Source organism: Zoogloea dura (genome assembly GCF_012927165.1).
Classification (GTDB): domain Bacteria; phylum Pseudomonadota; class Gammaproteobacteria; order Burkholderiales; family Rhodocyclaceae; genus Zoogloea; species Zoogloea dura.
The window spans coordinates 229,047-248,548 of the sequence record NZ_JABBGA010000002.1 but is presented as its reverse complement, the minus strand read 5'-3'; the positions used below and the strand labels follow the sequence as shown (position 1 = coordinate 248,548).

The window sequence follows — 19,502 nt, the reverse complement described above, 5'->3', positions numbered from 1 at the left end:
GCCCATTCAGGCAAACGTGTCTACAAGTCCTTCTCCTCGGCGGGCCCAATGGGCCGGCACCGGGCTTGTCGCGGGGCCTTCGTCACCTCCGGTCGGGGACTGCCAGCCGCTGCGCTGGCGGCCCGTCGGCGTATCTCCGGACTGGGCTGACTGGCCTGAGGTTCCCACATCCGTCTGGCCCAGATTGATGCCGCTTTGTTCGAGAATTTCGCGCAGGCGGGGCAGGTTCTGCTCAATCAGCTCCCGTGCGGCAGGAGTGGCGGCGACGAACTGGGCACTGGTCTGATCGCCACTGACCGTGATCGAGACTTCCACCTTGCCGAGTTGGGGCGGGGTCAGCGTCAGTTCGGCATGGCTTTCCGTATTGCTCACCATCCAGCTGACCTTGTTGCCCACTTCTTCGGGCCAGTGCGGGCTGGACGCCGGCGTGGCGACATGCAGAGGGACCGGGGAGGGTGTGCTCTGGGGGGAGGCGGCCTGCAGGTTGGCCAGCGCGGCGGCATGCATGGCGGCGAAACTGTTGGTGGGCTGGGCAGCGGCAGCCGGCGGCTCGCTGACGCGGGCAGCGAGTTCGGCGACGGTGCTGGCGGTGGTGGTAGAGTCGGCAGCCGCAAGCAGGCCTTGCCCACCCTTGGGGCCGGTGGCGGCAGTATTTGCCGGTGTGGTGTCAGCGGCTGCCGGCAGGGTGGCCGCATTGCCGTCGGGATTGAGTGCCAGGGAAGCCGGTTTCGGGTCGATGGCCGATGCGCTGCCGGGAAGCCCGGCGGGGCCGAACAAAGGGACGAGTGCCTCACCCTCGTCGGGTGTCGCGGAGGTCGTGTCCTTGTCGAGCTGCAGCGGATTGCTTGCCAGGGGCTGCATGCCGGCGATCAGCGCGGCCATCTCCGGCGTCACTACGGCAATCGACTGGGCCTGCTCGTTGCCCGGGATGGTGCTGGGGGCGGCGCTGGCCGCGGCTTCCTCGTCGCGGGGGGATTCCTTGTCGGCGCTGTCGCTCTTGCTCCCCTTCATCTGGCGCTTCAGTTCGGAGGCGAAGCCGGCTTCGCCGGCCTGGGAGGCGGGCGCGTCCGCAGCGGAGGCTTCGGGGCCTTTGCCGGGAGCGACAGGGGCGATGCTGGCGAGAGGGTTCAAGGCCGGTCCGGACATGATGGGTTCCTGGTGAGGATGCTGACAGCCTGCTAGCAGCAAGCGACGTGCCAGGCAATCCGGGGCGCGCCTTTATTCCTCTTCCTGGCGGTCGCGGAACTGCTTGGCTGCGTGTTCGTCAGTGAGCCTCTGCTCTTGCTTGGCCTCCTTGCGGGCCTGTTGGGCTTGATGCCGGTTGGAAAGGGTGTCGAAAGCCTTGACCCGGTTGCGCTGATCCACCCATTCCTGCTGGCCTGCCTCGACGCGCCGTTTTGACTCTGATACCACCCGCTGCTGATGCGCGATCGCTTCGTCCAGCTTGAGCAGGAAGGCGCTGTAGTTGCGCCAGGCGTCGGGGCCGATGCCATTGCGGGCGGCATCGATGAAACGGGCCTGGTATTCCTGCCGGTAGTTAACCAGCAATTCGAGCTTCTCTTCGACGGCGCGGTCGCTGGCGATCAGTTCTCCCAGCTTGCGCGCGGCATCGTCCATGCGGCTGTTGGCCATGTCCAGCAAGGGCTGAAGCGGGAACGGCTCAGTCATCGTCACGTTCTTTCGGCGTTATCGGGCAGGGGCGGGGTTTCTTTAGCCGGAGGGGCCCGATGGCCTTGGGGGCGCTTCGCGCGGTCATGGTGTGGTACCGAACAAGGCGTGGAGTTTCTCGACGGCGGATTCGTAACCTTCGCTCTCCTCGATGCGCTGCTGCAGGAAGGCTTCCAGGCGGGGATACATGGCTACGGCTTGGTCCAGGATCGGGTCAGAGCCGGACTGGTAGGCACCCACCGCGATCAGGTCGCGGGAGCGCTGGTAGCGCGAGAAAAGCTGCTTGAAGCGTCGAACCACGTCGAAATGCTGGCTTTTGACGAGGTTGTGCATGGCCCGGGAGATGGATTGCTCGATGTCGATGGCAGGGTAGTGCCCCTGGTCGGCCAGATTGCGCGACAGCACGATGTGGCCGTCCAGGATGGCTCGGGCGGAGTCGGCGATCGGGTCCTGCTGGTCGTCGCCTTCCGCCAGCACGGTATAGAAGGCGGTGATCGAGCCACCGCCCTCGGGGCCATTGCCGGCGCGCTCCACCAGGGCGGGCAGGCGCGCGAAGACGGATGGTGGGTAACCACGGGTGACCGGCGGTTCGCCGATGGCCAGGGCGATTTCCCGCTGGGCCATGGCGTAGCGGGTGAGGGAGTCCATGATCAGCAGGACCTGCTTGCCCTGATCGCGGAAGTACTCGGCCACGGTGGTCGCGTAGGAGGCACCCTGCAGGCGCATCAGTGGGCTGCAGTCGGCCGGGGCGGCGATCACCGCGGAGCGGGCCAGGCCTTCCGGGCCCAGGTTGTGCTCGATGAACTCCTTGACTTCGCGGCCCCGCTCGCCGATCAGGCCGACCACGATCACGTCCGCCGCGGTGTAGCGCGCCATCATGCCGATGAGCACCGATTTACCCACGCCGGAGCCGGCGAAGAGGCCCATCCGCTGGCCTCGGCCGACGGTGAGCAGGGCGTTGATGGCGCGGATGCCCACGTCGAGGGACTGGGTGATCGGGGCCCGCTGCAGCGGGTTGATGGGGCGTGACTGGAGGGGGCGCGAATGGCGCACGGCGAGGGGGCCGAGCCCGTCCAGCGGGCGGCCGGCGCCATCGACCACGCGGCCGAGCAACTCGTCGCCCATCGGTAGGTGCTTGGCGCGGTCGGAGGCCCGGCGCCGCGGTTCGATACGTTCGCCGGCAATCAGCGGCGGCTGGGTGGGCTCGACCGGCAGGACGAGGGCGCCAGGGGCGAGGCCGAAGACGTCGTCGGTGGGCATCAGAAAGATCTTCTCGCCGTTGAAGCCGACGACTTCCGCTTCAACGGAGCTGCCGCCGGGAATCACGATGCGGCAGCCGGAACCGAGGGGGAGCTTGAGCCCGGAGGCTTCCATGACCAGGCCGTTGATGCGGGTCAGGCGACCGGATATCTGGTAGGGCGAGGTGGCGCCGATCAGCTTCTGGCTGTCGGCCAGGAAGGCGCGCCAGGTTTCTCCTCCGTGTTCCATCAGGCTTTCTCGCCTTCCCAAGGCACGCTGCGCCCGAGGTTTTCCATGATGCGCCGCCAGCGGGTCTGCACGGTGGCGTCGAGCTGGCTGCCGGCGGCGTCGATGCGTGTGCCGCCGCGGCTGATGCCGGCGTCTTCCACGAGGCGGTGGCCAGCCTGGGCGAACTGCTCGCCCAGGTATTCCTTGGTCATGGCCAGGTCCTCCGGGTGCACGTGGATCTGGGCGTGGGCGTGGGGCAGTTGCTGGAGGACCTCGCGGATCGTTTCGAGCAGGGCTTCGGGATGGGTGTCCAGGGTGTGGCGGACCATCTGGCGGGCCAGTTCGATGGAGAGGGCGAGGATCTCCTCGGCCACCTCCTGATCGAGGGTGGTCAGCGACTTTTCCAGGTTCTCGACCAGGCTGTGGAACTGCATGGCCTCGATGCGGCCCCGCGCAGTACCTTCCTCGTAGCCGGCGGCATAGCCGTCCTTGCGGGCTTCCTCGTGGATGCGCTCGATATCCTCGGCGGTGGGGAGCTTGATACCGGGTTCGGGGTCGGGTTCCGGTTCCGGCAGGGGCTCGGGGGGCGGAGGAGGCTCGTCCTCGATGGGGGGCGCGGCCTCCTCGACGGGCGGCAGCTCGGCCGCCGGCGCTTGCTCCGGCTCATCGAAGGAGGGCGGGGCCCAGCGCTGGTAGGCGCCGACCGCCTGGTGCCGGTTCATCGACACGACGGTGCTCCCGGGTTATACGAAGGCATCGTCGCCGCCTCCGCTGGACAGGGCGATCTGGCCTTCTTCCGCCAGGCGCCTTGCGGTCTTGAGGATTTCCTTCTGCTCGGCCTCGACCTCGGACAGGCGCACCGGACCGCGCGACTCCAGGTCTTCCCGGAGCATTTCGGCGGCACGCTGGGACATGTTCTTGAAGATCTTCTCGCGCATCTCCGGCGGTGCTCCCTTGAGGGCGATGACCAGGGAGTCGCTCTGCACTTCGCGCAGCAGGGTCTGGATGCCCCGGTCGTCGAGGTCCATGAGGTTCTCGAAGACGAACATTTCGTCGAGGATTTTCTGGGCCAGGTCCGGATCGTACTCGCGCACGTTGTCGAGGATGGCCGTCTCGGCCGCCGAGCCGACGAAGTTGAGGATGTCGGCCGCGTGGCGCACGCCGCCCATGGCGGTCTTCTTGACCGTGGAGGCGCCCGCCAGCATGCGGGTGAGGGCTTCGTTGAGTTCGCGCAGGGCCACCGGCTGAACCCCGTCCAGCGTGGCGATCCGTAGCAGCACGTCGTTGCGCAGGCGGTCGGTGAAGTGCTTGAGGATCTCGCCGGCTTGGTCGAACTCGAGGTGCACCAGGATGGTGGCGATGATCTGGGGGTGTTCGTTCTTGATCAGGTCGGCCGCGGTGGGGGCGTCCATCCACTTCAGGCTTTCGATGCCCGCCGTATCGGAGCCCTGCAGCACGCGGCTGATCAGGTGGGTGGCCCGTTCGTCGCCGAGGGCCTTGGTGAGCATGGCCTTGATGTGCTCGTGGTCGGCTTCGATGGGAACGCCCTTGTCGGCAAACAGGATCAGCTCATCCAGAATGGCCTCGACCTTCTCCCTGGGCTGGGATGGCATGGAGGCCATCGCCGCGCCCAGCTTCTGGACCTCCTTGGGGCCCAGCAGCTTGAGCACTTCGGCGGCCTCGTCGGCGCCCAGGGTCATCAGCAGCAGTGCGCTCTTCTCGAGTCCCTCATCGTTGCTGCTCATTGCTTCCCATCCATTCCTTGATCAGGTTGGCCACGACCCGCGGATTGCTCTTGGCGATCTCGTGCACTTTGGCGATCTTTTCGTCATAGGCCAGGCGGGCCGCGGCTTCCGGCGACAGGGCCACGGCAGCGCCGTCTTCGTCCTCGCCTTCCTCGCCCTCTTCGCCTTCTGCTCCGGCCGGGCCGCCTTCCAGGGCTTCCTCGTCCTCCTTGGTTTCGGGGGGCGGCGGCATGACCTGTTTCATCAGCGGGCGGATCACCCCGAAGGCCACGAAGGCGATCACCCCGGCGATCACCAGGTATTTGATCAGTTCCTTGAACAGGACGATGTTGTCCGGATCCTTCCAGATCGGCAGTTCCAGGCTGTCCTTGTCGGAAGCCACGAAGGCTCCGGTGGCGACATTGATCGTGTCCCCCCGTTCCTTGTTGTAGCCCACCGCTTCCCGGACGAGGTCTTCAATGCGCTTCTTTTCCTCGTCGCTGATCGGTACCGACTTCACGGCACCGTTCTTGTCCTTCTCTTCCTTGTGATTCACCGCCACCGCCACCGACAGGCGACGGATCTGGCCGAGCGCCTTGCGGGTGTGCTGGATGGTCTTGTCCACCTCGTAGTTGATGGTTGCGCTCTTGCTGCTGGTAAGGGGCGTCTGGCCTTCGGCGCCGGTGCTGCCGGGAACGGGAGGGGTTGTCAGGGGGGCCGTGGCGGGCACCGGGGGCTGGTTGGTCAGGGCGCCGGGCACGCCCTGGGGCCCCTGGTCGCGGGTCTGGCTCTCGTTGCTCTGCTGACTGCGGATAGCCTGTTCCGGCGAGGGGTTGGGCCGGTAGGTCTCGGCGGTTTGCTCGGTCTGGTTGAAATCCACGTCGGCCGACACCTGGGCCCGGAAGTTCCCCTTGCCGAACAAGGGCGTGAGGATCGAATTGATGCGCCCGATGTAACCCTCTTCCAGTTCGTGGGTGTACTTGAGCTGGGTGGCGTCCAGGGAGCTGCGCAAGGGGTCGGGCTTCTTGGTCAACAGCGCGCCGTCCTGGTCGATGACGCTGACGTTGTCGTTGGTCAGGTTGGGGACGCTGGAGGCAATCAGGTGCACGATGCCGGTGATCTGGCTGGGGTCGAGGGCTCGGCCGGTGTGCAGGCTGACCATCACCGAGGCCGTGGGCTTCTGCTCGTCCCGCAGGAAGGCTGTCTGCTTGGGAATGGCCAGGTGCACCCGGGCGCCGGCCACGCTGGCGATCGATGAAATGGTGCGCGACAGCTCGCCCTCCAGGGCGCGCTGGTAATTGATCTGTTCGTGGAATTGCGACAGCCCGAGCTTCTGGGTTTCCATCAGCTCGAAGCCGACCAGGCCGCCCTTGGGAATGCCTTGGGCGGCCAGGCGCAGGCGCAGGTCATGGACCTGGCTGGAGGGCACAAGGATGGCGTTGCCGTTGTCGGAGAACTTGTAGGGGATGTTCTGCTGCTGCAGGCTGGTGACGACGGCGCCGCCGTCCTTCTCGGCGAGGTTGGAGAAGAGCACGGTGTAGTCGGGCTGGCGGCTCCACAGCAGCACGCCGACGATCAGGGCAATACCGAAGGCGAGCGCAGCCCCCGCCGCGAGCTTCTGACGCTGCGACAGATTGCGGATGTTCTCCAGCACCTGTGTGAAGGGTGAGGCGGGCGGTTCTGGAGCGGCGGCGGCGTCTTCTGCTGCCATGGGCACATTCCCCCTATTTCGGATGTTCGCATTCTCACGCCGGAGTGCTTGGCGCCAGTCACGGATAAGCGGCGTTTTTTGCCGCCTATTTGCCGCCTTGGTCTTGCCTTGCCGGGCCTAAGCTGCGATCCGGTGAATTCCGTCTTCGAGTGTCAATGAACCTGCCAGCAACCGATGACCGTCTGGATGCCCGTCAACTGGCCGATGCCTTCCGCCAGTTCAGCGAAGCGTCCGAGGCCCTGACCGGCGCCTATGCCGGGCTGCAGACCCAGGTCGGCCAGCTGACCGAGAGGCTCAGCGTGCTGATGGGCGCGCTGCCGGCCGGGGTGGTGGTGCTCGACCGGGACGGCCGGGTCGTCCAGGCCAACCGGGCGGTTGAAGTCATGTTCGATGCGCAGCTGGGCGGGATCGACTGGTCCGGTTTCTGTGCCGAACGGCTGGCCGCTACGGAGACGCCGGGCGAGTGGCAGCTCGAGCAGGCCGGCGAGAACCGGCGGGTGACCCGGGTGGATGCGCCGCTGGAGTCCGGGGAGGGGCGCATCGTGCTGCTCACCGACGTGACCGAGGCGCATCTGATGAGGCTTGCCGCCGAACGTAACGAACGCCTCGCCGCGATGGGGGAAATGGTGGCCGGGCTGGCTCATCAACTGCGCACGCCCCTTTCCGCCGCCATGCTCTACACCGCCACGCTGGTTCAACAGGAATTGGGGCCGACCGACCGCGAGCGCATCGGCGGGCGGGCCATGGAGCGCCTGCGCCACCTGGAGAAGCTGATCCGCGACATGCTCCTTTTTGCCCGCGGCGAGACCCTCGGGCGGGAGCCCTTCCGGATCTGTGACCTGGTTGCCGAGCTGGCCCAGACCCTCGAACCGGTGGCGCGGGCCAAGGGCCTTGCCTTCGAGGCGGCCTGCGGCTGCGGTGACAGCGTGCTGATCGGTGATCGCAAGGCGATCGCCGGGGCCCTGACCAATTTGCTGGAGAACGCCGTCCAGGCCCTGGATGCCGGTGGCGCGATTCATTTCAATGCCACCCACGGTGATGCGGAGGCCCGCTTCAGCGTGACGGACAACGGCCGCGGGATCGACCCGGGCCTGCAGGCGCGCCTTTTCGAGCCCTTCTTCACTACCCGGCCGGACGGAACCGGCCTGGGGCTGGCGATCGCCAGGGGCGTCGCCCGCGCCCACGGCGGCGACATCGGTATCGAGTCCGAAGCGGGAAGAGGCTCCACTTTCACCCTGACCCTCGCCATGGGCGGCTGACGCCCAGTTGCACCGAGTTTTAGAGAGATACCCCATGCCTGAAGCCCTCAACATTCTGGTCGTCGAAGACGATGCCCCCCTGAGGGACGCCGTGTGCCTGACCCTCGAAGTGGCTGGCCACGCCGTCACTGGCGTTGGCGACGGCCCGGCCGCCCTGATCGAAGTGGAAAAGCAGGCTTTCAACCTGGTCTTGTCGGACCTCAAGATGCAACCCATGGACGGCCTGCAGCTGCTGGCCGAACTGCGTCAGCGCCTGCCGCAGCTGCCCGTCCTGTTGATGACCGCCTTTGGCGACGTGGAGAAGGCGGTGGATGCGATGCGTGGTGGTGCCTGCGATTTCCTGATGAAGCCCTTCGAGCCGGCGGTGCTGCTGGAGCATGTGCGCCGCTATGCGGTGACCCGTCAGGACGACGGCATGATCGCCGCCGACCCCCACACGCGCAAGCTGCTGGCGCTGGCCGACAAGGTGGCGGAGACCGATGCGACGGTGCTGCTGACCGGGGAGTCCGGTACCGGCAAGGAAGTCTTTGCCCGCTACCTGCATGAGCATTCGCCGCGCCGCGCGGGGAGTTTCGTGGCGATCAACTGCGCGGCGATTCCCGACACCTTGCTCGAGGCGACCTTGTTCGGCCATGAGAAAGGGGCGTTCACGGGCGCGGCGACGGCCCAGGCGGGCAAGTTCGAGCAAGCCGAAGGCGGTACGCTGCTCCTCGACGAGATATCCGAAATGCCGCTCGGCCTGCAGGCCAAGCTGCTGCGGGTGCTGCAGGAGCGTGAGGTGGAGCGGGTGGGGGGCAAGAAGGCGATCCCCCTCGACATCCGGGTGCTGGCTACCACCAACCGCGACATGACGCGCGAGGTGGCGGCGGGGCGTTTCCGGGAAGACTTGTTCTACCGGCTCAACGTGTTCCCCCTGGCGATTCCGTCCCTGCGCGAGCGGCCCGGCGACATCGTGCCCCTGGCCCGTCACTTTGCCCTGATGCATGGCGCCCGCCTGAAGCGCAGCGCGCCCTTGTCGCCGGAAGCCGAATCGGTGCTGGTAACCTACTATTGGCCGGGTAATGTCCGCGAGCTTGAAAATACCGTTCAGCGCGCCCTGATCTTGAGTGGCGGAGAGGCGGTGTCAGGCGATACCATCCGTCTGTGCCTGCCGCACTGGAATGGTGAGCCGATGCGGATTCCCGTGGTGAGTCCTGCCGCTCCGGCAGCTCTTGCCGTTGAGCCGGCAATGCTTGCCGCCGATCCCGGAGAGGCTGCGCGGGAGTCAGGCCGGCCGGCCAGCATGAAGGACCTGGAGCGGGAGCATATCCTGCAGGTCCTGAAGGAGGTCGGAGGGTCGCGAAAGCGAGCGGTGGAGCAGCTTGGCATCTCGGAGCGGACCCTCCGTTACAAGCTCCAGCAGTACCGTCAGGAGGGGCTGTTCTCGGGGTGATGCTGGCTTGATGTCCCCCTTGTGCTGCTTGGCACGTGCCTTGCTCTGCTATAGTGGAGAAAAAGGAGTCGGATCATGGATACCCGCGGGATCGATCAAATGCTGTCGGAGCTGCGCGCCACCTCACAGGTGGCGTCGGGCAAGCCTGCGCAGGCACCTGCCGCAGCCGGCGAGACGGATTTCGGTCAGGTCCTGCAGAGTGCCATCGCGCAGGTAAGCTCCGCCCAGATGCAGGCGCAGGAGATGTCCAAGGGCTTTGCCGCCGGCGATCCGAATGTCAATCTGCAGGACGTCATGGTGAACCTGCAGAAGGCCAATCTCTCGTTCCAGCAGATGGTCCAGGTGCGCAACAAGCTGGTCACCGCCTACCAGGACATCATGAACATGTCCGTCTGAATTCCGGGGTCCCCCCAAAAAGCACAAGGCCGGCATTTGCCGGCCTTGTGCTTTTTGGGGGCCTGCTTCAACGGATCCGCTCGCGGGCGTTGCGCTCCCGCTCGGCCTTGAGGATGTAGCGCTGGATGGTGGAGGCCATGCCTGGCGACAGGTTCACGAACTCGCAGCCGGCCCTCAGCATGATGCTGCCGTCCCGGTTGGTGATGCGGAAGATGTTGCGGACGCGCAGGGTGGCGGCGATGGGGCCCACTTCCGGCAGCATCAGGCGGCAGTCTGCAAACTCCATGTCCGGTTCGAAGGGGATGCCATTGGGCGGAACGGTGATGGCAAGGCCGCCGCCGCTGATATCCACCACGTCGGTCTCGACCGAGATCACCTTGTCACCTTCGCCGGTGTGGATCGGCACCTGACAGCTCAGGTAGTGGGGGCTGTGGGCGGTGAGGCGGTAATACTCCCGGCGTTGCAGGCGCAGCAGGGCGGCCGGAAGCGGGATCAGGAAGGCGTCGTGGCCTTCGTGGGGGAGGCGGGTGATGCGCTGGGCGGCAAACTGGATCTTGATCTTGTCGAGCTGGGTGACGAAGATCAGTTGATCTGACGTCTCGACCCGCTGGTTGATTGTTTCGTCCGATGCCGCGTCGAGAATGAGGCTGCGCTCGTCCGGCGTGATGGCCAGGATGGCGGTGAGGAAGGAGTCGGCGCTGGCGTCGATGAAGGCGCTGATCATGGCGCGCTTCTGCATCAGGCTGCGCAGGTTGAAGAGAATGTCGGTTTTTTCCTTGAGCAGGTACCGGGAATAGTCGTCGGCCTGCAGGAGTTCGAACTTGAGGGGCATGGCGTGAATGGCGTCCGGCGATCGGATGATGACCCGATTCTAGCAGCCCGGAATGGGATGCCGGCGGCCGCGTGGCGACCGCCTGGCGGGAAGCCTGTTAAAAAGCATCATGGGGACGGCGAACCGTCCCCATGAACTGGCACTGGATGCAGGTGGGCGCTCAGCGGGTGGCTTCGCGCTCGATCTCTTCGAGGCTGGTGTGGCGGACGTCGCGTCCCTTCACCATGTACACCACGTATTCGGCGATGTTCTTGGCGTGGTCGCCGATCCGCTCGACCGACTTGGCCACGAACATCAGCTCGATGGACTGGGAGATGGTGCGGGGATCTTCCATCATGTAGGTGATCAGCTGGCGCATGATGCCCTTGAACTCGGCATCCACCTCCTTGTCGTGACGCACCACTTGTGCCGCCGCGATGGTGTCGAGGCGGGCGTAGGCATCAAGGGATGTGCGCAGCATGTCCACCACCGCGTCGGCGATGTGGCCGAGGCGGATCTGCGGAGCGAAGGAGGAGCCGGTGGTGTGGAGCTGCTTGGCCGTCTTGGCAATCTTCTTGGCTTCGTCGCCAATGCGCTCCAGGTCGGTGATGGTCTTCTGGACCGTGCTGATCATGCGCAGGTCGACCGCCGTGGGCTGGCGCTTGGCGATCACCTGGTTGCAGGCCTCGTCGAGTTCGATCTCCAGGTGATTGACCCGGTTGTCGTTCTCGATCACCTGATCAATCAGCAGCAGGTCACCCTCGGACAGGCCTTCCATGGCCTTCACGATCTGAAGCTCGACCATCCCGCCCATTTGCAGCACACGGGTGCGAATACCCTCGAGTTCGGCATCGAATTTCTTGGATGTGTGATCGTTCATTGGAAATCCTGTGTGGGAATGGCATTGAATCAGGAGAGCCTAACAGTCGAACATGACGATTTTGTTTCAACTCCGCTCGATACTCTGAACCCCGGTGGGGGTCGCCAGGAGCAGCACATCTGCTCCGCGCTTGGCGAAAAGGCCGCTGGTCACGATCCCGACGATGCCGTCGAGCTGGATCTCGAGGCCCGCCGGGTCGGCAATGTCGAGTCCGTGGATGTCGAGGATCTGATTGCCGTTGTCGGTGACGAAGCCTTCCCGCAGCACCGGACGGCCGCCGAGAAGCGTCAGCTGGCGGGCGACCTGGGCGCGGGCCATCGGGATAACCTCGATGGGCAGCGGAAAGCGGCCCAGGCGCTCCACCTTCTTGCTGGCGTCGCAGATGCAGACAAACTTGCGGGCGACGGCGGCCACGATCTTCTCGCGGGTCTGGGCGCCGCCCCCGCCCTTGATCATGGCCAGGGAGGCGTCGATCTCGTCGGCGCCGTCTACGTAGACCGGCAGATCATCCACCTCGTTCATATCGAACAGGCGGATGCCATGCCCGGCCAGGCGCCGGGCGGAGGCTTCGGAGGAGGCCACTGCGCCGATGATGCGATCTTTCATGCCGGCCAGGCCGTCGATGAAGAAATTGGCCGTGGAGCCGGTGCCGACGCCGACGATGCTGCCTTCGATGACGTGATCCAGCGCCCGCAGCGCCGCCTGTTGCTTGAGTTCGTCCTGGGTCATGGTGGAAAGCCTGCTGCAAAAGAGGCAATTTTACCCGGGACGGCGCGGACGGTCAGATTATGTAACAGCCACCTGCCTGCAAAGGCTTCGCGCTACATTAGCCGGGCGCTGCGCACGGCCTGTGTTGCGGCGACCATCGGCGGCAGCTTCCGTGTCCGGCTGACGATGGATTCCGGGGCACGGAAAGCATGCGGAGATCTTTCATGGGTTTGTTCGACCAAATTGCCGGTCAGGTACTGGGTTCACTCGCTGGAGGTGCCCAGAGTGGCGAGCAGTCGCCATTGCTGCAGATCGTGATGAGCCTGATCCAGAACAGCGAGGGCGGGCTGGGAGGCTTGCTGGGGCGCCTGGGCCAGGCTGGGCTGGGCGAGCAGGTTGCATCCTGGGTGGGTACCGGGCAGAACCTGCCCGTCACGCCGGAGCAACTGGGGCAGGCGCTGGAGCGTTCCGGCCTGGGCAGCATGGCGGCCCAACTGGGTGTGTCCGGCGAGCAGATGGCGAGCCAGCTGGCTCCCTTGTTGCCGGCTGTCGTGGATGGGCTGACTCCGAATGGTCAGTTGCCGGAATCCAGCGACGAATTGCTGGCAGCCCTGGGAGGGTTTCTGGGGCGGAGTTGAGCCTTTTTTGGCAGGACGCTGCCGGTCCGGAAGGACCGGCTTGAACTTTCAGTCCGTCCCGGTGGCGATCGGCCGGGCCGGGTCTGCACACCATTCGCTCCAAGAGCCTGCGTAGAGCCGGGCGCCATCCAGACCTGCGGCCTCCATGGCGAGCAGGTTGTGGCAGGCCGTGACCCCCGAGCCGCACTGCAACACCACGTTATGGGCATCTCCGCCCTTGATGAGCTTACCGAACTCTTCCTGGAGTTCCGAGGCCTGCTTGAAGCAGCCGTCGGCTTCCAGGTTGTCCTTGAAAAAGCGGTTGATGGCACCCGGGATGTGGCCGCCGACCGGGTCTAGGGTCTCATTCTCGCCGCGAAAACGGTCTGGAGAGCGGGCATCGATCAGCGTCATCCCGGGATGTTCCAGATGGCCCAGGACGTACTCGGCATCGACCTTCATGCCGTTCTGAAGCTGCAGCGGGAAGTGGCCGGCCACGGCGCTGGGCTCGATGGCGTCCAGTGGCTGCCCAAGGCGGGTCCATGCGGGCAGGCCGCCATTGAGAACGGCGACTTTGTCATGCCCCAGCCAGCGCAGCAGCCACCACAGCCGGGCGGCAAACATCCCGCCCGAGGCGTCGTAGGCGACTACCTGGGTCTCCGCACCAACGCCCAGACTGCCGAGCTTGTCGGCCAGGAACTGGGGGTCGGGCAGGGGGTGGCGACCATTCAGCCCGTTGGGCGGGCTGGACAGGTCTTCTTCCAGATCCAGGAAGAATGCGCCAGGAAGGTGACCCTGGTCGTAAGCCAGCCGCCCTGAGCGGGGGGCTGCCAGGTCGAAGCGACAATCGAAAATGCGCCACTCGGGCGTGGCAAGCCGGGCCAGTTCCTGGGGGCTGATGAGATTGGTGAAAGGCATGAGCACGCTGGAAGCTTCCTCAGGCAACGGGAACCTCGGCGCCACCCAGCCAGGCTTCCGCATCGTCGGCCAGCTGGAACACGCGGACTTCGGCATCGACGAAGATCTGTGAGAGCCAAGCGCTCCAGGTCAGCCACTGATCCTCGGTGAGGATGGCAATGCGGCTGAAATCGTGGGCATGGGCTCTGGCGAAACGGATCTCCTCAAGTGCCATGTCGACCGTGAAGCCGTTCATCTGACGCAGGTCGAAGAACAGGTCCACGGGACCTTCAAACTGGATCTTGTAATTGACGACCTCTTCGAACTCCTTGTAGTCGGCCAGGGTGAACTCACCGAAGACGGTGACATCGACCCGGTTTTCCTTGTGATCAGTGGTGATCATCGACTGCTTCCTTTCTGGGCTGACTCAACGGCACCAGTGTAGCCCCAGGCCACGCCGGCTTCAATCGGACTCGAGCACGGGCGCGGGTTGCCGGGACGCAAGGGATACCAGGACGCCGCTGGCGATGATGATGGCGATGGCCAGCAGGGACGACCAGGCCAGGTGTTCGCCCCAGAGCAGTACGCCGAAGAGGCTGGAGAAGATCACCGTGGTGTAGGCCAGGTTGGCGGAGACGATGGTCTTGCCATAGCGGTAAGCCCGGGTCATGGCGAGCTGGGCGCAGCCGCCGAAGCCGCCGACACCCAGCAGGATGGCCGCGTTGTCGAGCGTGATGGCATGAAACCGGCCGGAGAGCACTGCCCAGACCAGGCCGAAGGCGCTGGTGATCAGGGAAAACCAGAGGACCGTCCGGGCTTCCGGCTCGCCGAGGCGCCCGAGTTCCCGGACGTTGATGTAGGCCAGGCTGGCGATCAGGCCGGATCCCAGGCCACCCAGGGCGCCAGGCCACTGGTCGGCGCGCAGGGTGGGCTGGAGCAGCAGTACGACGCCCATGAAGCCTAGCCCGATAGCAGCGAAGGCATGCTTGCCGATGCGCTCTTTGAACCACCAGGCCAGCAGCAGGGCGACGAACAGGGGGGAGGTATAGCTGAGGGTGACCGCGGTGGCGAGGGGCAGGATGCCGAGGGCAAAGAAGTAGCACATCAGGGCAATCGTGCCGGAGACGCCGCGAGACAGTTGCCGGCGCCAGTGAGGCGTCGCGTGGCTGGTGCCCTGCAGGCGCAGCAGGACCAGCATCATCAGGAAGCCGACGAAGCCTCGGTAGAACACCAGTTCGCCCGTGGAGAAGTGGGCGGAGCCGAGCTTGACGCACACGCCCATGCAGGCGAAGAGCAGGCTGGCGAGAATCATCCAGAGGGATTGCATGGTGCGTCGCAGCAGGAAGGAAGCCCGAATTCTACTGGAGGGAGGCGCGCCGTTTGCGCAAAACGAAAAACCCCCGCGGGCGTGAGCCCGCGGGGGTTTCAACCAAGCGTGCCGGTGAGGGGAGCCGGCCGACAGGCGTTTTCTTAGTGGAACTGTTCTTCTTCGGTCGAGCCGGTGAGGGCCTTGACGGAGGAGGAGCCGCCCTGGATCACGGTGGTCACGTCGTCGAAGTAGCCAGCGCCGACTTCCTGCTGGTGGGACACGAAGGTGTAGCCTTGTTCGCGGGCAGCGAATTCGGGCTCCTGCACCATTTCGGTGTAGTGCTTCATGCCTTCGCCGCGGGCGTAGGCGTGGGCGAACTGGAAGGTGTTGAACCAGTTGATGTGGATGCCGGCCAGGGTGATGAACTGGTACTTGTAGCCCAGCGCGGACAGCTCGTCCTGGAACTTGGCGATGGTGGCATCGTCCAGGTTCTTCTTCCAGTTGAAGGACGGGGAGCAGTTGTAGGACAGCAGCTTGCCCGGGCAGGCGGCATGCACGGCCTGAGCGAACTCGCGGGCGAAGCCCAGGTCGGGGGTGCCGGTCTCACACCACACCAGGTCGGCGTAGGGCGCGTAGGCGACGCCACGGCTGATGGACTGCTCCAGGCCGTTCTTGACGCGGTAGAAGCCTTCCTGGGTGCGCTCACCGGTGAGGAAGGGTTTGTCGTTGGCGTCGTGGTCGGAGGTGATCAGGTTGGCGGCTTCCGCATCGGTACGGGCCAGGATCAGGGTGGGGACACCCATCACGTCGGCAGCGAAACGCGCAGCGATCAGCTTCTCACAGGCTTCCTGGGTCGGCACGAGCACCTTGCCACCCATGTGGCCACACTTCTTCACGGCAGCCAGCTGGTCTTCGAAGTGCACACCGGCGGCACCGGCGGCGATCATGTTCTTCATCAGTTCGAAGGCGTTCAGCACGCCGCCGAAACCGGCTTCAGCGTCGGCCACGATCGGCAGGAAGTAGTCGACGAAGCCTTCGTCACCCGGGTTGATGCCGCGGGACCACTGGATCTCGTCAGCACGCTTGAAGGTGTTGTTGATGCGGCGAACCATGGTCGGAACGGAGTCGTAGGCGTACAGCGACTGGTCCGGGTACATGGTTTCGGAAGTGTTGCCGTCGGCGGCGACCTGCCAGCCGGACAGATACACGGCTTCCAGGCCGGCCTTGGCCTGTTGCATGGCCTGACCGGCGGTGATCGCGCCGAAAGCGTTGACGTAGCCCTTCTTGGCGCCGCCGTTCACCTTCTCCCAAAGGGTCTTGGCGCCACGCTCGGCCAGGGTGTATTCCGGCTGCAGGCTGCCGCGCAGACGCACGACGTCAGCGGCGGAGTAACCGCGCTTGACACCCTTCCAGCGGGGGTTTTCGGCCCAGTCTTTTTCCAGAGCGGCGATTTGCTGTTCGCGAGTCAGAGACATACGAGATCCTTTAAAAACATAGTGGGGAGGGGAAAGCCGGGGGGCGGAAGCCTGTTGCTGCTTCTCGCTTGCTCCTGAGCCGTTTGACCGGGTTCCGGGGTGCCTTGTGCAGGTGCTTTGGAGCTCGGGTCAGTGGTGAGAAGTATAGGGGTGATTTTGCACGGCAGCAACAGGTCTTATATAAGATATAAGAAATTATTTTTCTTTTTATATCAATGACATGACTGCTTTTTTTTGTATTGTGAAACGACGTCGGCGATGGTGAAATGAAAAAACATTGCGCTGCGTCGTTTCGAGCTGGTCAGAGCAGGGGGGCGTCGGAAACGATCACTCCGTCCTCGTCGGCGTACAGCCACTGCCCCGGTGTGAAGGTGACCCCGCCAAAGGTGACCGGGATGTCCAGGTCGCCGGCGCCCTTCTTGACGCTCTTCATGGGGTGGGTGGCCAGGGCGAACACGCCGATGTCCATGCCGGCAATCGGGCCGGAGTCGCGGATGCAGCCATACATGATCACGCCGGCCCAGCCGTTCTTCACGCCGAGCAGGGCCAGCTGGTCGCCGAGCATGGCGCAGCGCAGGGAGCCGCCTGCATCCACCACGAGCACCTTGCCTTCACCCGGGGTTTCCAGGGTGGCACGCACGAGGGCGTTGTCCTCGAACACCTTGAGGGTCCGGACCTGCCCGGCAAAGCGGGGCCTGCCGCCAAAGCTGCGGAACATCGGAGCGACTGCGTGGACCTTGCCTTCGTTGGCGTCGCAGAGATCGGTGGTCTGGAATTCCATGGGTATGCCTCCGTAGATGATGAGTGCCAAAAATGGCAACGGGCGGCCAAGGGCCGCCCGTTGGGTTGTGATGCGGATGGTGAAAACTATACCGCAGCTTCCGCCATTTCCTCGAACACCAGCTTTACCTTGCCATCGTCGTCCAGGTCGATGGTCACCGTGCCGCCATTGGCCAGGCGGCCGAACAGCAGTTCGTCGGCCAGTGCGGAGCGGATGGTGTCCTGGATCAGGCGCGCCATCGGGCGGGCGCCCATCAGGGGGTCGAAACCCTTCTGGCCCAGCCATTCCTTGAGCTTGTCGGTGAAGTGGGCGTCCACCTTCTTCTCGTGCAGTTGTGCTTCCAGCTGCATCAGGAACTTCTCGACCACGCGGGTGATGACTTCGTGGTCAAGGCCCTTGAAGGAAATGATGGCATCCAGGCGGTTGCGGAATTCCGGCGAGAAGAGGCGCTTGATGTCGGACATCTCGTCGCCCTGCTCGCGCCGGGCGGAGAAGCCGATCACGGCCTTCTGCATGTTCTCCGCGCCCGCATTGGTGGTCATGATGATGATGGTGTTGCGGAAGTCGGCCTGGCGCCCGTTGTTGTCGGTCAGGGTGCCGTGATCCATCACCTGCAGCAGGATGTTGTAGATATCCGGATGGGCCTTCTCGATCTCGTCCAGCAGCAGCACGCAGTGGGGCTTCTTGGTGACCTGTTCGGTCAGCAGTCCGCCCTGGTCAAAGCCCACGTAGCCCGGCGGAGCTCCGATCAGGCGGGAGACGGCATGGCGCTCCATGTATTCGGACATGTCGAAGCGCACCAGTTCAATGCCCAGGGTGTAGGCGAGCTGGCGTGCGACTTCGGTCTTGCCGACACCGGTCGGGCCGCTGAACAGGAAGGCGCCGATGGGCTTGGACGGGTTGCCCAGGCCTGAGCGGGACATCTTGATCGCCTTGCCCAGTGCTTCGATGGCGGCATCCTGGCCGAAAACCACGTTGCGCAAATCTCGCTCAAGGGTCTTGAGGGCAGCCCGGTCGTCGTTCGAGACGCTGCGCGGCGGGATGCGTGCGATCTTGGCCACGATCTCCTCGATCTCTCCCTTGCCGATCAGCTTCTTCTGACGGGACTTGGGCAGGATGCGCTGGGCTGCGCCGGCCTCGTCGATCACGTCAATGGCCTTGTCCGGCAAGTGACGGTCGTTGATGTAGCGTGCCGACAGCTCAGCTGCGCTGGACAGTGCCGAGGCGGAATACTTGATGCCGTGATGCTGCTCGAAGCGGGACTTCAGTCCCTTGAGGATCTCGACGGTTTCCGACACCGAGGGCTCAACCACGTCCACCTTCTGGAAGCGGCGGGAGAGCGCGTGATCCTTTTCGAAGATCTGCCGGAACTCGGTGTAGGTGGTGGCACCGATGCACTTCATCTGGCCGGAGGAGAGCGCCGGCTTGAGCAGGTTGGAGGCGTCCAGGGTGCCGCCGGAGGCCGCGCCAGCGCCGATCAGGGTGTGGATCTCGTCGATGAAGAGCACCGCATTGGGGTGGTCGGCAAGCTGCTTGAGCACCGCCTTGAGGCGTTGCTCGAAGTCTCCCCGGTACTTGGTGCCGGCCAGCAGGGCGCCCATGTCGAGGGCGTAGACCTGGGCGTCCGCCAGGATGTCCGGGACGCGGCCTTCGACGATGCGGCGGGCGAGGCCCTCGGCGATGGCGGTCTTGCCCACGCCGGCTTCGCCGACCAGCAGGGGATTGTTCTTGCGGCGGCGGCAGAGGGTCTGGATGACGCGCTCGACTTCCTTGTCGCGGCCGATCAGCGGATCGATCTTGCCCAGCAGGGCCTGCTGATTGAGATTCTGTGTGTAGTTGTCGAGGGCGCCGCCGGCTGACGTGCCTTCCTGTTCCTGCTCTCCCTGCTCGGATTCACCTGACGAACGTGCGGCAGGATTTGCACCCTGTTGCGGCGTCTTGGTGATGCCGTGGGAGATGAAGTTCACCACGTCCAGGCGGGAGATGTTCTGGCGTTGCAGGAAATAGACCGCGTGGGAGTCTTTTTCGCCGAAGATCGCGACCAGCACATTGGCGCCGGTGACTTCCTTCTTTCCAGACGACTGAACGTGAAGGATGGCGCGCTGGATCACCCTCTGGAAGCCAAGGGTGGGCTGCGTGTCGATGTCTTCCGTGCCTTCCACCTTTGGGGTGTGCTCATTGACGAAGGCGGTGAGTTCCTTGCGCAGCTCATCGGTCTTTGCTGCGCAGGCGCGGAGTACTTCCGCAGCGGACGGGTTGTCGAGGAGCGCAAGCAGGAGGTGCTCCACGGTGATGAACTCATGACGTTTCTGCCGTGCCTCGACAAACGCCATGTGCAGACTGACTTCAAGCTCTTGCGCGATCATT

Annotated in this window: 19 protein-coding genes; 4 read left to right on the top strand and 15 right to left on the bottom strand. The window is 64.8% G+C overall.

Translation table 11 applies throughout. The annotated features are described in order from the left end of the window. Window positions 1-6: 6 nt before the first annotated feature. From HHL15_RS03995 to fliF, 6 genes are all read right to left on the bottom strand, one after another. Window positions 7-1,146: a flagellar hook-length control protein FliK gene (locus HHL15_RS03995; protein ID WP_169144527.1), complete on the bottom strand. Its 1,140-nt coding sequence runs from the start codon at window positions 1,144-1,146 to the stop codon at window positions 7-9. A 72-nt stretch (window positions 1,147-1,218) separates the two neighbouring features. Next, window positions 1,219-1,668 (bottom strand): flagellar export protein FliJ, encoded by a 450-nt coding sequence (gene fliJ / locus HHL15_RS03990; protein ID WP_169144526.1) that lies wholly within the window; start codon window positions 1,666-1,668, stop codon window positions 1,219-1,221. Between the two features lie 84 nt (window positions 1,669-1,752). Next, entirely contained in the window at window positions 1,753-3,156 is a 1,404-nt protein-coding gene (fliI, locus tag HHL15_RS03985) for a flagellar protein export ATPase FliI (RefSeq protein ID WP_169144525.1), read from the bottom strand. Next, a complete protein-coding gene (locus HHL15_RS03980; protein WP_206198591.1) occupies window positions 3,156-3,857 on the bottom strand; it encodes a flagellar assembly protein FliH in 702 nt (233 codons plus the stop codon). Before HHL15_RS03980 ends, fliI begins: the two co-directional genes overlap by 1 nt. Before the next feature lie 21 nt (window positions 3,858-3,878). Next, window positions 3,879-4,880, bottom strand: a complete 1,002-nt coding sequence (fliG, locus tag HHL15_RS03975; RefSeq protein ID WP_169144523.1) for a flagellar motor switch protein FliG — start codon at window positions 4,878-4,880, stop codon at window positions 3,879-3,881. Continuing rightward, on the bottom strand, window positions 4,864-6,570 hold the full coding sequence (fliF, locus tag HHL15_RS03970; protein ID WP_169144522.1) for a flagellar basal-body MS-ring/collar protein FliF: 1,707 nt from the start codon (window positions 6,568-6,570) through the stop codon (window positions 4,864-4,866). Before fliF ends, fliG begins: the two co-directional genes overlap by 17 nt. 155 nt (window positions 6,571-6,725) lie before the next feature. On the opposite strand from fliF, the gene HHL15_RS03965 reads away from it, so the two are divergent. From HHL15_RS03965 to fliE, 3 genes are all read left to right on the top strand, one after another. Beyond that, window positions 6,726-7,829: a sensor histidine kinase gene (locus HHL15_RS03965; RefSeq protein WP_169144521.1), complete on the top strand. Its 1,104-nt coding sequence runs from the start codon at window positions 6,726-6,728 to the stop codon at window positions 7,827-7,829. A gap of 34 nt (window positions 7,830-7,863) precedes the next feature. Next, window positions 7,864-9,261, top strand: a complete 1,398-nt coding sequence (locus tag HHL15_RS03960) for a sigma-54-dependent transcriptional regulator (protein WP_169144520.1) — start codon at window positions 7,864-7,866, stop codon at window positions 9,259-9,261. Between the two features lie 75 nt (window positions 9,262-9,336). After that, window positions 9,337-9,657 (top strand): flagellar hook-basal body complex protein FliE, encoded by a 321-nt coding sequence (gene fliE, locus HHL15_RS03955; RefSeq protein WP_169144519.1) that lies wholly within the window; start codon window positions 9,337-9,339, stop codon window positions 9,655-9,657. Between the two features lie 67 nt (window positions 9,658-9,724). Here fliE and HHL15_RS03950 read toward each other — a convergent pair whose 3' ends face one another. The 3 genes from HHL15_RS03950 to rpiA all read right to left on the bottom strand — a co-directional run bounded on the left by HHL15_RS03950 (window position 9,725) and on the right by rpiA (window position 12,077). Beyond that, window positions 9,725-10,489, bottom strand: a complete 765-nt coding sequence (locus tag HHL15_RS03950) for a flagellar brake protein (protein WP_169144518.1) — start codon at window positions 10,487-10,489, stop codon at window positions 9,725-9,727. A gap of 160 nt (window positions 10,490-10,649) precedes the next feature. Beyond that, window positions 10,650-11,348, bottom strand: coding sequence for a phosphate signaling complex protein PhoU (gene phoU, locus HHL15_RS03945; protein WP_169144517.1), 699 nt, complete (start codon window positions 11,346-11,348; stop codon window positions 10,650-10,652). Between the two features lie 66 nt (window positions 11,349-11,414). Next, window positions 11,415-12,077 (bottom strand): ribose-5-phosphate isomerase RpiA, encoded by a 663-nt coding sequence (rpiA, locus tag HHL15_RS03940; protein WP_169144516.1) that lies wholly within the window; start codon window positions 12,075-12,077, stop codon window positions 11,415-11,417. 203 nt (window positions 12,078-12,280) lie between these two features. Between rpiA and HHL15_RS03935 the strand changes: the two genes are divergently transcribed. Continuing rightward, window positions 12,281-12,694: a YidB family protein gene (locus tag HHL15_RS03935; RefSeq protein ID WP_169144515.1), complete on the top strand. Its 414-nt coding sequence runs from the start codon at window positions 12,281-12,283 to the stop codon at window positions 12,692-12,694. Between the two features lie 48 nt (window positions 12,695-12,742). Here the strand turns inward: HHL15_RS03935 and HHL15_RS03930 are convergent, their stop codons facing one another. The 6 genes from HHL15_RS03930 to clpA all read right to left on the bottom strand — a co-directional run bounded on the left by HHL15_RS03930 (window position 12,743) and on the right by clpA (window position 19,501). Continuing rightward, window positions 12,743-13,591, bottom strand: coding sequence for a sulfurtransferase (locus tag HHL15_RS03930; protein ID WP_169144514.1), 849 nt, complete (start codon window positions 13,589-13,591; stop codon window positions 12,743-12,745). A 19-nt stretch (window positions 13,592-13,610) separates the two neighbouring features. Next, on the bottom strand, window positions 13,611-13,973 hold the full coding sequence (locus tag HHL15_RS03925; protein ID WP_169144513.1) for a SpoIIAA family protein: 363 nt from the start codon (window positions 13,971-13,973) through the stop codon (window positions 13,611-13,613). A gap of 60 nt (window positions 13,974-14,033) precedes the next feature. Beyond that, window positions 14,034-14,897: a DMT family transporter gene (locus tag HHL15_RS03920; RefSeq protein WP_169144512.1), complete on the bottom strand. Its 864-nt coding sequence runs from the start codon at window positions 14,895-14,897 to the stop codon at window positions 14,034-14,036. Between the two features lie 143 nt (window positions 14,898-15,040). Further along, a complete protein-coding gene (gene aceA, locus HHL15_RS03915) occupies window positions 15,041-16,354 on the bottom strand; it encodes an isocitrate lyase (protein WP_169144511.1) in 1,314 nt (437 codons plus the stop codon). Between the two features lie 301 nt (window positions 16,355-16,655). Beyond that, window positions 16,656-17,135: a ribonuclease E activity regulator RraA gene (gene rraA, locus HHL15_RS03910; protein ID WP_169144510.1), complete on the bottom strand. Its 480-nt coding sequence runs from the start codon at window positions 17,133-17,135 to the stop codon at window positions 16,656-16,658. Window positions 17,136-17,221: 86 nt separating this feature from the next. Next, window positions 17,222-19,501 carry an ATP-dependent Clp protease ATP-binding subunit ClpA gene (clpA, locus tag HHL15_RS03905; RefSeq protein WP_169144509.1) on the bottom strand — a complete coding sequence of 760 codons (2,280 nt, stop codon included), beginning with the start codon at window positions 19,499-19,501 and terminating at the stop codon, window positions 17,222-17,224. Between the last annotated feature and the right edge of the window lies 1 nt (window position 19,502).